Annotated in this window: 11 protein-coding genes; 9 read left to right on the top strand and 2 right to left on the bottom strand. The window is 75.3% G+C overall.

Going from position 1 to position 12,624, the window contains the following annotated elements; genetic code table 11:
• Nucleotides 1-45: 45 nt before the first annotated feature.
• Complete coding sequence (locus KPL59_RS27650; protein ID WP_226353698.1) at nucleotides 46-1,518, bottom strand: NAD-dependent succinate-semialdehyde dehydrogenase; 1,473 nt, start codon at nucleotides 1,516-1,518, stop codon at nucleotides 46-48.
• A gap of 64 nt (nucleotides 1,519-1,582) precedes the next feature.
• On the opposite strand from KPL59_RS27650, the gene KPL59_RS27645 reads away from it, so the two are divergent.
• Together KPL59_RS27645 and KPL59_RS27640 are read left to right on the top strand one after the other, a co-directional pair.
• The gene (locus KPL59_RS27645; protein WP_226362842.1) at nucleotides 1,583-2,785 is read left to right on the top strand and encodes an acyl-CoA dehydrogenase family protein; all 1,203 of its coding nucleotides are present in this window, start codon (nucleotides 1,583-1,585) and stop codon (nucleotides 2,783-2,785) included.
• Entirely contained in the window at nucleotides 2,785-3,894 is a 1,110-nt protein-coding gene (locus tag KPL59_RS27640) for an acyl-CoA dehydrogenase family protein (protein ID WP_226362502.1), read from the top strand. The genes KPL59_RS27645 and KPL59_RS27640 overlap by 1 nt, the downstream gene beginning before the upstream one ends.
• A gap of 77 nt (nucleotides 3,895-3,971) precedes the next feature.
• On the opposite strand, the gene KPL59_RS27635 is transcribed toward KPL59_RS27640, so the two are convergent.
• Entirely contained in the window at nucleotides 3,972-4,430 is a 459-nt protein-coding gene (locus tag KPL59_RS27635; protein WP_020623247.1) for a pyridoxamine 5'-phosphate oxidase family protein, read from the bottom strand.
• 131 nt (nucleotides 4,431-4,561) lie between these two features.
• Here KPL59_RS27635 and KPL59_RS27630 point away from each other — a divergent pair, with 131 nt between their 5' ends.
• The 7 genes from KPL59_RS27630 to KPL59_RS27600 all read left to right on the top strand — a co-directional run bounded on the left by KPL59_RS27630 (nucleotide 4,562) and on the right by KPL59_RS27600 (nucleotide 12,568).
• Entirely contained in the window at nucleotides 4,562-5,731 is a 1,170-nt protein-coding gene (locus KPL59_RS27630) for a type III PLP-dependent enzyme (protein WP_226362501.1), read from the top strand.
• A gap of 35 nt (nucleotides 5,732-5,766) precedes the next feature.
• On the top strand, nucleotides 5,767-7,059 hold the full coding sequence (gene speD, locus KPL59_RS27625; protein WP_020624770.1) for an adenosylmethionine decarboxylase: 1,293 nt from the start codon (nucleotides 5,767-5,769) through the stop codon (nucleotides 7,057-7,059).
• A 192-nt stretch (nucleotides 7,060-7,251) separates the two neighbouring features.
• The gene (locus KPL59_RS27620; RefSeq protein ID WP_226362841.1) at nucleotides 7,252-8,235 is read left to right on the top strand and encodes an SGNH/GDSL hydrolase family protein; all 984 of its coding nucleotides are present in this window, start codon (nucleotides 7,252-7,254) and stop codon (nucleotides 8,233-8,235) included.
• A 40-nt stretch (nucleotides 8,236-8,275) separates the two neighbouring features.
• Entirely contained in the window at nucleotides 8,276-10,723 is a 2,448-nt protein-coding gene (locus KPL59_RS37190; protein WP_226362500.1) for an FUSC family protein, read from the top strand.
• Nucleotides 10,724-10,733: 10 nt separating this feature from the next.
• On the top strand, nucleotides 10,734-11,474 hold the full coding sequence (locus tag KPL59_RS27610) for an enoyl-CoA hydratase (RefSeq protein WP_226362499.1): 741 nt from the start codon (nucleotides 10,734-10,736) through the stop codon (nucleotides 11,472-11,474).
• 171 nt (nucleotides 11,475-11,645) lie between these two features.
• Nucleotides 11,646-12,152 carry a L,D-transpeptidase gene (locus KPL59_RS27605; protein ID WP_226362498.1) on the top strand — a complete coding sequence of 169 codons (507 nt, stop codon included), beginning with the start codon at nucleotides 11,646-11,648 and terminating at the stop codon, nucleotides 12,150-12,152.
• Between the two features lie 74 nt (nucleotides 12,153-12,226).
• On the top strand, nucleotides 12,227-12,568 hold the full coding sequence (locus tag KPL59_RS27600; RefSeq protein WP_139318712.1) for a BlaI/MecI/CopY family transcriptional regulator: 342 nt from the start codon (nucleotides 12,227-12,229) through the stop codon (nucleotides 12,566-12,568).
• Nucleotides 12,569-12,624 lie beyond the last annotated feature (56 nt).

The following is a 12,624-nucleotide window of genomic DNA, read 5'->3' as shown; positions in this document are numbered from 1 at the left end:
GCCCCGGCGCCGTACGGCGCCGGGGCCCTCGGCCGTTCCCGTGATTCAGCCGCTGTAGCCGATGGCCACGTACTTGGTCTCGAGGAACTCGTCGATGCCGATCGCGCCGCCCTCGCGGCCCAGCCCGGACTCCTTCACTCCGCCGAACGGGGCGGCCGGGTTCGACACCAGGCCGGTGTTGAGCCCGATCATGCCGCTCTCGAGGTTCTCGGCGATGTGCAGCGCCCGGTTCAGGTCGCGCGTGTACACGTAGTTGACCAGGCCGAACTCGGTCGCGTTGGCCGCGGCCAGCGCCTCGTCGGCGGTGTCGACGACGGTGATCGGCGCGACCGGGCCGAAGATCTCCTCGTGGTTGAGCCGGGAGTCGACCGGCACGTCGGTGAGCACGGTCGGCGGGTAGAAGTAGCCCGGCCCGTCCTGGGCCTTCCCGCCGAGCGCGACCGAGGCGCCCGCGGCGACGGCGTCGGCGACCAGGTCGGTGACCTTGTCCCGGCCCTTGGCGTCGATCAGCGGGCCGACGTTCACGCCCTCCTCGGTGCCACGGCCGACCTTGAGCGCACCCATCCGCTCGGCGAGCTTGGCGGTGAACGCCTCGGCGACGCCGCGCTGGACGTAGAAGCGGTTCGCCGCAGTGCAGGCCTCGCCCATGTTCCGCATCTTGGCGATCATGGCGCCCTCGACGGCGGCGTCGACGTCGGCGTCGTCGAGCACGATGAACGAGGCGTTGCCACCCAGCTCCAGCGACGAGCGCAGCACCTTGTCCGAGGCCTGGGACAGCAGCAGCTTCCCGACCGGGGTGGATCCGGTGAACGACATCTTCCGGGCGCGGCCGTCGCGGAGGATCGGCTCGATCACCGCGCCGGCGTCGGTGGCGTTGATGACGTTCAGGGCGCCGTCGGGCAGGCCGGCGTCGGCCAGCACCTGCGCGAACGCGAGCATCGTCAGCGGTGTCTGCGGTGCGGGCTTGATCACCGAGGCGCAGCCGGCGGCGACCGCCGGAGCGATCTTGCGGGTGCCCATGGCCAGCGGGAAGTTCCACGGGGTGACGAACACGCAGACCCCGACGGGCTGGCGGATGGTGAGGAAGCGGGTCTGGCCGTTCGGGGCGACCTGGTAGCCGCCGTCGATCCGCACGGCCTCCTCGGAGAACCAGCGGAGGAACTCCGAGGCGTAGGTGACCTCACCCTTGGCCTCGGCGAAGGGCTTGCCCATCTCCAGGGTCATGAGCAGGGCGAGGTCGTCGATCCGCTCGTGGAGCAGGTCGTAGGCGCGGCGCAGGATCTCGCTGCGCTCCCGCGGTGCCATCGCGGCGATCGTGGGCTGCGCGGCGTGCGCGGCGGCGAGAGCGTCCATGCCGTCGGCGGGGGAGGCGTCGGCGACCTCGGTCAGGACCTCTCCGGTGGACGGATCCTCGACCTTCGCGGTCGCACCGTTCTCCGCCTGCCGCCACTGGCCGCCGATGAACAGGCCGGTGGGGACGGCATCCAGCACCCTGCGCTCGTCAGCATTGGTGGTCATGCCCGGAACGTACCCCGGTGAGTCGGCCCATAGACACCGGCGGCGTCGGCGGGGCTGGGTCATGATGAGGCCCGTGGCAGTGACATCGACAGCGGCAGCGACGCTGCCCGAGCTCGTGCCCGACCCGGTCGAGCTCCCCGCCGGGCTGGCGGACCTGCGGGCCGAGGTCCGGTCCTTCCTCGACGAGGAGCGCGACGCCGGCCGCTGGACCCCGCGTGCGGACGTGTGGCTCTCCGGCTGGGACGAGTCGTTCTCGCGGCGGCTGGGGGAGCGCGGCTGGCTCGGTATGACGATCCCCACCGAGTACGGCGGGCACGGCCGCACCGCGCTGGAGCGCTACGTCGTCACCGAGGAGCTGCTCGCGGCGGGCGCCCCGGTGGCGGCGCACTGGATCGCCGACCGCCAGATCGGGCCGTCGCTGCTGCGTCACGGCACCGAGGAGCAGCGTCGCGCGTTCCTGCCCGGCATCGCCCGCGGCGAGGTGTACTTCGGCATCGGCATGTCCGAACCGGACTCCGGCTCCGACCTGGCGTCGGTGCGGACCCGGGCGACCCGCGTCGACGGCGGGTGGCGGCTGTCGGGCACCAAGGTCTGGACCTCCGGGGCCCACCATGCGCACGCGTTCTTCGCGCTGGTGCGCACCGAGCCGCGCGACGACGCCCACCGGCACGCGGGCCTGTCCCAGTTCCTGGTCGAGCTGGACTCGCCCGGGGTGGAGATCCGCCCGATCCCGCTGCTCACCGGGGCGCACCACTTCAACGAGGTCCGCTTCGACGACGTGTTCATCCCGGACTCGCGGGTCTTCGGCGAGATCGGCAACGGCTGGGCCCAGGTCACCGGCGAGCTGGCGTTCGAGCGGTCCGGGCCGGAGCGGTTCCTGTCGACCTATCCGCTGCTGTCGTCGCTGGTCGGGGAGCTGACCGCGGCGGCGGGCGGTGTCGACACCGGCACCCGGCGCCGGGTCGGGTCGCTGGTGTCGCGGCTGTGGACGCTGCGGGCCATGTCGCTGGCCGTCGCCGGGGCACTGGAGTCGGGTGAGGCGCCCGAGCTGGCCGCGGCCCTGGTCAAGGACCTCGGCACCCGCTTCGAGAACGAGATCGTCGACGCCGCCCGGCTGCTGGTCGACATCCCACCGGACCCCGGCGCGGAGTCCGGGTTCGCCCGGCTGCTCGCCGACGCCGTGCTGCACGCGCCCGGGTTCACCCTGCGCGGCGGTACCAACGAGGTCCTGCGCGGCATCGTCGCGCGGGGGATGGGACTGCGCTGATGGCCCGCAACAGCGACCTCGCCGACCTGGCCGCGTCGATCCTGGCCGCCGGGTCCGACGACCGCGAGGGCACCGGCCTGGACACGGCCGCCTGGAAGGTGTGCGCCGGGGCCGGGCTGACCTCGCTGACCGACCCGGAGACCGGCGGCACCCTCGACGACGCCGCCGTGCTGCTGGAGGTCGCCGGAGCGGCGGCGGCCCGGCTGCCGCTGGCCGAGACCGACCTGCTCGCCGGGTGGCTGGCCCGCGCCGCCGGGCTCGCCGTGCCGGACGGGCCGCTGGCCGCGGTCGTCACCGACGCGACCGGCGGGGACCGCCCTGCCGGTGCGGCCGGGGGCGCGCTCACCGGCGGCGGCACTCACGGCGGCATTGGCGGTGGCACCGACGGCGGCTCCGGCGGCGTCACTGGCAGCGGCACCGTGTCGGCGGAGCTGACCCGGGTGCCGTGGGGGCGCTCGTTGGCCGCGGTCGTCGTGCTCGACGGGGCCCGGGTGCTCGTGCTCGACGCGGCCGCGGCGCGGGTCACCGAGGGCGTCAACCTCGCCGAGGAGCCCCGCGACGGTCTGACCCTCGACGCGGTCACCCCGACGGCCACCGGCACCGCCCCGGCCGGCGCGGCCACGGAGCTGACCCTGCGGGCGGCGCTGGCACGATCGCTGCTGCTCGCCGGCGCGGCCCGCGGTGCGCTGGCCGCCTCGGTCGCCTACGCCGGGGAACGCACCCAGTTCGGTCGCCCCATCGGCCGCTTCCAGGCGGTGCAGCAGATGCTCGCCGAGGCCGGGTCGGAGGTCGCCGCCGCCTCGGCCGCCTCCGCCGCGGCGACCTCGACCGCGCAGCGCGCGGGATTCGCCGCCGCGGAGACCGGGTTCGCCGTCGCCGCGGCCAAGGCCCGCTGCTCGGAGGCGGCCACGGCCGTCGCCCGGATCTGCCACCAGGTGCACGGCGCGATCGGGTTCACCCGTGAGCACGCGTTGCGGCTGGTCACGACCCGGCTGTGGGCCTGGCGGGACGAGGACGGCACCGAGGCGTACTGGAACGACCGGGTCGGTGCGGCTGCCCTGGCCGCGGGCGCCGACGGCCTCTGGCCGCTGGTGACCGGGCGGCCCTGACCCGGCCGGAACCCGGTGATCGTCACGGGTGAGCGGATCGGTGCCACATCCGGCACCGATCCCCTCACCCCCGGCGATCACATCTTCCGGAAGTCCCAGCTGGTGATCTTCTCCGGGCGCAGCCGCAGCCAGGCGTGCCGGCCGTCGATCACGACCTGCCCGCCGAAGTAGCGGTCGGCCATCGCCTGCTCGACCCGCTCCAGCTCGGGGTGCGGCTCCCCGGTGCGCGGGACCTCGCCGACGACCTCGACCGAGCCGCGCAGCTCGACCCCGCGCAGCTCGGAGTAGTCGTGCCCGGCGTCGACGACGACGGCGATCCGCGGGTCGCGCTGCAGGTCGGTCCAGCGCTGCGAGCGCGACAGCGAGGTCAGCCAGAGCGCCTCGCCGTCCCACACGTACCAGAGCGGGGTGGCGTGCGGGCCGTTCACGCCGTTGGTGGCGACCCGGCAGGTGCGCTCGGCGTCGAGGAACGCGGTGACCTCCTCCGGGGTCATGGCGATCTTCCGGGCGCGGCGCTGCGGCTTCGGTGCGGTCATGGGTCGAACCTAGATCAGGGGCCCGGCGCCCGGAGCGGTCCGGTCGGGCCGGTCCGTGCCCCGGCGGGTCGTGGCCCCGCAGGTCGTGCCCCGGCGGTGAGGCGCGGCCCGGCCCGGGAGACGATCGCGGTGTGCCCGACACCCTGAGCCCCGGCCTGGAGCGGCTGCTCGCCACCGACCGTCCGACGCCGTACCTGGCGCTGGACCCCGTCGTCGTCGGGGAGCGGTACCGCGCGCTGGCCGCGGCGTTCGGCGACGCCCGGATCCTCTACGCCGTCAAGGCCTGCCCGGAACCCGCGGTGCTGCGCACCCTCGTCGCGGCCGGGGCCGGGTTCGACGTCGCCTCCCAGGCCGAGATCGACCTGTGCCTGGCCGCCGGGGCGGACCCGGCGTCCCTGCAGCACGGCAACCCGGTGCGCGGCCCCGGTGCCGCCGCCCGGGCTGCCCGCGACGGCGTCACCCGGTTCGTCACCGACAGTGCCGAGGACGTCGACGCCCTGGCCTCCGAGGTCCCCGGCGCCCGGGTGCAGGTCCGCCTCTCGGTCGACGACACCGGCTCGGCGACGCCGTTCCACGGCAAGTTCGGCGCGCCGCCCGACGCCGCCGTCGCGCTGCTGGGCCGGGTCGCGGACCGCGGCCTGGTCGCGGCCGGGGTCACCTTCCACGCGGGCTCCCAGCAGACCCGCCCCGCCACCTACGCCGGGGCCGTCGCGCTCGCGCTGCGGGTCGCCGGGCGGGCCGGGCTGCGCCGCCCCGAGCTGGACCTGGGCGGCGGCTGGCCGGTGGCCTACCGCACCGCCGTCGCCCCCGCGCAGGACTACGCCGCGGCCGTGCGCAGCGCGGTGGCCGCGGCCGTCGCCGCCGGGCACGTGGACGACGCGACGCTGCTGCTCGAACCGGGCCGCGCGCTGGTCGCCCCGGCCGGGGTGCTGCGCGCCCGGGTGCTGCGGGTGTCCCGCCGCCCGGGGGTCGACCACCGTCGCTGGGTGTACCTCGACGTCGGCCGCTACCAGGGCCTGGCCGAGACCGAGGGCGAGGCGATCGCCTACCCGCTGCGCGTGCCCGGCCGCTCCGGCCCGTGCGGACCGGTCGTGGTCGCGGGCCCCACCTGTGACGGTGACGACGTCGTCTACCGCCGGACCCCGGTCGCGCTGCCGCTGGACCTGGCCGCGGGCGACGTCGTCGACCTGCTCGGGACCGGCGCCTACACCTCCAGCTACGCCTCGGTCGGGTTCAACGGCTTCGGACCGCTGGACGTGGTCGTCGGCGAGGAGGGGGCGGCGTTCCCACATCGCGGTTAACGTGTCCGGACGTGTCATCTTCCACCTCGCCCACCATGTCCGTGCCCGCCACCGCGGCCGGAGAACTGCATCCGGGCACCGGGCTCGGGACGGGCGCGCCCGCACTGCCCAGCACCTCGTCGCCGGTCGGCAGGCACGTCCTGGCCGAGCTCGGCGGCATCGCCCCCGAGATCCTCGACGACTGCGCCCGCCTGCGCAGCGACCTCACCGCCGCGCTGACCGAGGCCGGAGCCCAGGTCCGTCAGGTGGTCGTCGAACGGTTCGAACCGCAGGGGGCGACCGTCGTCGCGGTCCTGGCCGAGTCGCACGCCTCGATCCACACCTGGCCCGAGCACGGCGGCATGCACGTCGACGTGTTCACCTGCGGTGAGAGCGCCGACCCGGTCGACGCCGTGCGCCGCCTCGCCGACCGCGTCGGCGCGACCGACACCGCGCTGCAGGTCGTCGACCGCGGCGGCGCCCCGCGCACGGTCACCGAACCCCTCTCGCCCGGCCTGACCCGGCGCTGGGACCTCGGCCGGGTCCACCACGTCGCGGACACCGGGTTCCAGCACGTGGTCGTCGCCGACACCGCGCACGGCGTCACCCTCTTCTGCGACGACGAGCGCCAGTCCACCGAGCACACCCAGCTCACCTACCACGAGGCACTGGTGTGGCCGGGTGCCCTGCTCGCCCGCGAGCTGGACCGGGTGCTGATCATCGGTTCCTCGGAGGGCGTCGCGTCGGAGATGGCGGTCGCGGCCGGCGCGAGCCGGGTCGACCACGTCGACATCGACGCCGAGGCCGTCCGGATCTGCGCCGAGCACCTGCCCTACGGCTACACCCCCGAGTCCCTGGCCGCGGCCGAGCGCGGCGAGGGCCCGGTGCACCTGACCTACGGCGACGGGCGGCAGTTCGTCCTGGACGCGCGTGAGCAGTGGGACCTGGTGATCGTCGACCTGCCCGACGAGCGCCCCGACGAGCCCGACGCCCAGATCAATAGGCTCTACGAGGAGGAGTTCGTCCGGGCCTGCGCACAGCGGCTCACCCCCGGCGGGGTCCTGGTGTTCCAGGCGGGCAGCCCGGCCGTGTGGCGGGACGCGACGCTGCGCTCGGCCTGGCAGCGCTTCGCCGCGGTGTTCGGCGAGACCGGCGGTCGCGGGGTCTACATCGGGTGCGAGGAGCACGAGTGGGCCTTCCTCGCCGGCGTCCGCGAGCCGATGGCCGACCCCGGCGCGGTGGCCGCCGAGCGGCTCGCGTCGATGCCGTCGCAGCCGCAGCTGTGGGACGCGACCGCGCTGCGGCACCGCCTGGTCGCGCCGCTGTCGCTGCGCAGGCTCACCGACTGAGCGAGCACCGTCCACGGTGCGTGACGGGTCGGGCGGTCCCGGCCCGTCACGTGCGCCGAACGGGGCGTAACCGGTCCGCGACGATGATCGTTGGTCGGTCAGGACCGGCGTGCCCACGCCGGCGACGTCCGACCGGAGGTCCGAGAACCCGTGCGCCGTCCCCGCCCGTCCCGGTGGCTCGCCGTGGCGACCATGACCCTGCTGAGCTCGGCCGGGATGAGCGCCCTCGCGCCCGCGCAGGCGGAGGCGCCGACCACGTTCGCCGAGACCACGCTGTCCGCGCGCAACCTCGACTCCGCCCCGGTCGGGCGCTTCGTCGCCCTCGGCGACTCCTACGCCGCGGGCCCGCTGGTCCCGGTGCAGCAGGGCACACCGTCGGGCTGCCAGCGCTCGAACCAGAACTACCCCTCGGTGCTCGCCCGCTCCGCCGGCATCGGCCGGTTCACCGACGTGTCCTGCAGCGGTGCGACGACCGAGGACATGACGGCCCCGCAGGAGGTGAAGGCCGGCCCGAACCCGCCGCAGCTCGACGCCCTCGACGGGTCCGAGTCGCTGGTCACGCTGACCATCGGCGGCAACGACATCGGGTTCTCCGGGATCATCGGCGAGTGCGTGCGCCGCTCCTCGGCGAACCTGTTCGGCGCGGCCTGCAAGGACTTCTTCACCGCGGGCGGCACCGACCAGCTCGCCGAGCGGATCGACGGCACCGAGTCGAAGGTCTCCGACGTGCTCGAGAAGATCCGCGAGCGGTCGCCCGCCGCGAGGGTCGCCGTCGTCGGGTACCCGTCGATCCTCCCGGACACCGGTCCCGGCTGCTACCCGGTCATGCCGTTCAGTGCGGGCGACACCGCCTACCTGCGCGAGACCGAGAAGAAGCTCAACGCGATGCTGGCCGGCGCCGCCCGCGACGCCGGTGTGGACTACGTCGACACCTACACCCCGACCATCGGCCACGACGCCTGCACGCTGCCCGGCGTGAAGTGGGTCGAGGGCCTGGTCCCGACCTCGCCTGCCGCCCCGGTGCACCCGAACGCCCAGGGCATGCGCGCGATGGCCGCCGCCGCGGGCGACGTGCTCGGCATCCCGGTCGCCCGGCCGGCCTCGCAGCCGGTCCCGGGGGCGACGAACCCGGTGCCGACCGAGTCGCTGCCGCCGCAGGCCCGCACCGCGGGCTGACCCCCGGACCGGCGGCCGCGGTGCGTGTCAGACTCGCACCGTGACGCGGACGGTCGAGCGCGGACGGCGCATGCCGGTGCCGGCCCGGTGGGGCGAGCTGCGGACGTGGGCGGCCGCGGTCGACCCCGGCCACACCCGGCTGCACCTGGCCTCGGTCGCGACGGCGGCGATGCTGCTCGCCGCGGTGCTGGCGAGCGTGCTGCGCGCGCTGACCGGGCAGCCGGTCACGATCGTGCTGTTCTCCGTGGTGCTGGCGATGATCAGCAACCTGGCGGTGAACGAGAACGACCTGCGACGGCGGCGGGTCACCACCGCCCTGATGGTGCTGCCCGCCGCGGCGTCGGCGACGGTGTCCGCGCTGCTGTCGACGAACCGGGTCGCGGCCGACGTCGTGTTCGTCCTGGTCATGGTCGTCGCCGTCGCGGTCCGGCGGTACGGGCCGCGCGGGGTCGCGCTGGGCATGGCGGCGTTCATGCCGTTCTTCTTCGTGCAGTTCCTGCACGCCGGCCCCGGCGAGCTGCCGTACCTGCTGGCCGGCGTGGTGATCGGCATCGGCAGCACCTTCCTGCTGCGCTGCCTGGTGTTCACCCGCCGCTCCGAGGCCGTGCTGGACGCGCTGTTCCGGGCGTTCGAGGCGCGGCTGCACGCGCTGCTGCTCACCGCCGTCGAGGCGGTGGAGACCACCGGGGGCGAGCCCGACCTCGACCCGCTGGTGCGCGCCCAGGCCCGGCTCAACGAGACCGCGCTGCTGGTGACCGACCGGCTCGACGACACCGTCCCCGACACGGACACCGACACCGACGCCGGGACCACCGGGACCGACACCCCGACCGAGACCGCCGCCACCGCGGGACCCGCCGCCGGCCTGCGGCAGTGGATCATCGACTCCGAGCTGGCCGCCGAACGGGTCGCGATGTCGGTCCGCCGGTCGGTCGAGCACCACGACCCGATCCCCGACGACGACCGCGCCGCCCTGGCCGAGGGACTGCGGGCCCTCGCCGCGGCCACCGCCGTCGGGACACCCGGCGCGATCGCCGCCCGCCTCTACGACGGCGCCCGGTCCGCCGTCGCCGACATCGTGGACCGGCCGTCCGGGGTCGGGCCCGCCGCCCGCGAGCAGCGCATCGGGTTCGCCGTCGTCCGGCTCGCCGACGCGATGCAGACCACCGTCGAGCAGGCCCGGCTGCGGATCGCCGAGCACCACGACACCGACCGGGCGACCGCGGGCGGCGACCCGGTCCCCTCCGGCGACCCCGCCCCGCCCGGCGACACCGTTCCTTCCGGTGCTTCTGCTCCCTCCGGTGAGACCGTTTCCTCCGGTGAGACCGGTGGCGACACCCCGGCGGGCCGGGACCGGTTCGAGGGGCTCGCGCTGCACACCCGCCAGGCGGTGCAGGTCGGCGTCGCCACCAGCCTCGCGATCGTGGTCGGCGAGCTCATCTCACCGGCCCGCTGGTACTGGGCGGTGATCGCCGCGTTCGTGGTGTTCGCCGGCACCGCCAGCCGCGGCGACGTCCTGAGCCGCGGCTGGGCCCGCGCGGTGGGCACCGCGGGCGGCGTCGTGGCCGGGATGCTGCTGGCGCTGCTGGTGGGCGGCAACGTCGTCGCCAGCCTCGCGCTGCTGTTCGTCTGCGTGTTCCTCGCCCTGTACCTGGTGCGGATCTCGCAGGCGATGATGGCGTTCTGGATCACCGCGGTGCTGGCCCTGCTCTACGGCGTGATCGGCCAGTTCAGCGTGCAGACCCTGGTCCTGCGGGTGGAGGAGACCGTCGTCGGTGGCGCGCTGGGCATGCTCGCCGCCTACCTGATCCTGCCCACCCGCTCGCGCACGGCTTTCGCCGAGGCCCTCGACGACGCACTCACCGCGGTCGACGTCTCCCTGCGCACCTCGGTCGACGCGGCACTGGGCCGCCCCGGAGCCGGTGACCCGCTGGAGCGGGCCCGCGCCGTCGACGCCGCGGTGGCCACCGTGCGGACCCGCGCGGTGCCGCTGGAGCACCCCGTCGCCCGCAGGCCGCTGCGCCGCGGGGTGCACCACACCGTCCGCGTCGTCGGGGCCATCGATCACTACACCCGCCAGCTCGCCGCCCAGGCCGCGACGGCGTCGGCGCCCGGCTGGGCCGCGACGCTGGAGCCCGCGGCCGAGCGGGTCCGCGCGGACCTCGACGGCCTGCGCCGCATCCTCGACGACGGCTGGGGCCCCGCCGACCGGCGCGAGCACCCGCCCGGCGCGAGCCCCGCCGACTACGGCGTCGGCTCCGCGGAGGAGCTGCTCGACGCCGCCGAGGCCGACGCCGCGTCGCGCGCGGTGGTCGGCCCCGGGACCGAGCGGACGCGGCGGCTGGCCGCGGCGCGGATGCTGCGCCGGATCGACCAGCTCGCGGTCGGGCTGGCCCGGGAGCTGTGCGGACAGAGCTGGAGCGAGCCCGCGCCCGCCGGGCGCGGCGCCGGTCACGCGGACGGGTCCGGGGCGTCGACCGCGGGTTAGGGTCCGGCCCGTGATCTCCGTGAGCACCCACGACGACGTCGGTCTGATCGAGCTGAACCGCCCCGAGCGCCGCAACGCCCTGGACATCGCGACCTGCCGGCAGCTGGTCGACGCCGCCGCCGAGGTCCGCGCGGCCGGCGCGCGGGCGGTCGTGGTCGCCGGGAACGGGTCGGCGTTCTGCTCCGGCGCCGACTTCGGCGAGGTCTACACCGACGAGTTCCTCGACGCGCTCTACACCGGCCTGCACGCGGTCGCCGACCTTCCGATGCCGACCGTCGCCGCGGTGACCGGGCCCGCGATCGGCGGCGGGCTGCAGCTGGCGCTGGCCTGCGATCTGCGGGTCGCCGCCCCGGAGGCGGTGTTCGGGCTGCCGACCGCGCGGCTCGGGCTGGCCGTGGACCCGTGGACGATCGAGCGGCTGGTGCAGATCGCCGGCGGCGGCACGGCCCGCAGTCTGCTGCTGGCCTGCGCCACGGTCGACGCCGCCACCGCGCACGCCCGCGGCCTCGCCGACACCCTCGGCGACCGCGACGCCGCACTCGCCCTGGCCCGTGACGTCGCGACCATGGCCCCGCTCACGCTGGCCTACAACAAGCGTGCGGTGAACGCGTTCGGCCGTGGCGGGCACACCGACCCGGCCGTCGTCGACGGGCTCGCCGCGGACTTCCGCGGCTGCTGGGCCGCCGAGGACATCGCCGAGGGCCGCGCCGCCCGCACCGAGAAGCGCGTCCCGGTGTTCCGGGGCCGCTGACCGCCGCCACCGACCGTCCGGCGCGCCTCGCGTACCGCCGATCGGGGGTATGCGATGCACCCGTTCAGTCCAAGATCGTGATCAACTACGGTTCGAGGACGACCGGTCGCGCTGTGCATCCGGTCGGTCCGGGCGGGTCGAGCCCGCCGGACCCGACGGAGGAGCGGACGGATGCGGGCACGGGGACGGAGCCGGGTCGTCGGGCTCCTCGTGGCGGGTGTCGCAGTGAGCGGTGCCCTCGCCGGGCTCGTGGTGGGCCCCGCCCTCGCCGAGCCGTCGGAGCAGCCCGACCCCACCGACCGGCAGGTCGCGACCGGCTCGCTCGTCGCCGGGACGCCGTGCACCTCCTCGGCGCGCGCCTGTGTGGACCTCGCGAGCCGCTCCACCTGGCTGATCGAGGCGGGCCAGGTCGTCGCCGGGCCGGTCGCGATGCGCCCGGGCGACCCGGAGGCCCCCACACCGACCGGCACCTTCGCGGTGCAGTGGAAGGCCGAGCAGTGGACCAGCCGGGAGCGGCTGACCCAGATGCCGTGGTCGGTGTTCTTCGCCCAGGGCGGGATCGCCTTCCACCAGGGCGACCTCTCGACCCCGTCGGCCGGGTGCGTCAAGCTCGGTGAGTCCGATGCGCGCCAGTGGTTCGAGAACCTGCAGGTCGGCGACCAGGTGCAGATCCACTGACGACACACCCGGGTGTGAGCCATCTCCCGCGGGGGTTCTACGCGCAGTAGAAAGGTTCGCGTAGGATGACCTACGTGACGAGTCTGGGCGAGTTGGAGCGGGCGGTCATGAACGTCCTCTGGGAGTCGGACCGGGACATGACGGCCCGTGAGGTGCAGGATCAGCTCGCCGACCGCGACCTGGCCACGACGACCGTGCTCACCGTCCTCGGTCGGCTCGAGCGCAAGCAGCTGGTCCGGCGCATCCGCGACGGCCGCGCCCACCACTACCGCCCGGTGGCCAGCCGGGAGGACCACGTGGCCGAGCTGATGACCGACGCGCTCGACGACGCGTCCGACCGCGGCGCCGCCCTCGCGCGGTTCCTCGGTTCGATGTCGGAGGAGGAGCGGTCGCGCCTGCGCGACCTGCTCGGCTGAGCGCCGGACGGTCGAGGATCCTGTCCGGTCGCGGGGGTGATGCGGCGCCGCGGCGC

The sequence above is a fragment of the Pseudonocardia sp. ICBG1142 genome, assembly GCF_020496255.1.
Classification (GTDB): Bacteria; Actinomycetota; Actinomycetes; order Mycobacteriales; family Pseudonocardiaceae; genus Pseudonocardia.
The sequence above is the reverse complement of the archived record's forward strand: the minus strand, read 5'-3'. Positions and strand labels throughout refer to the sequence as shown.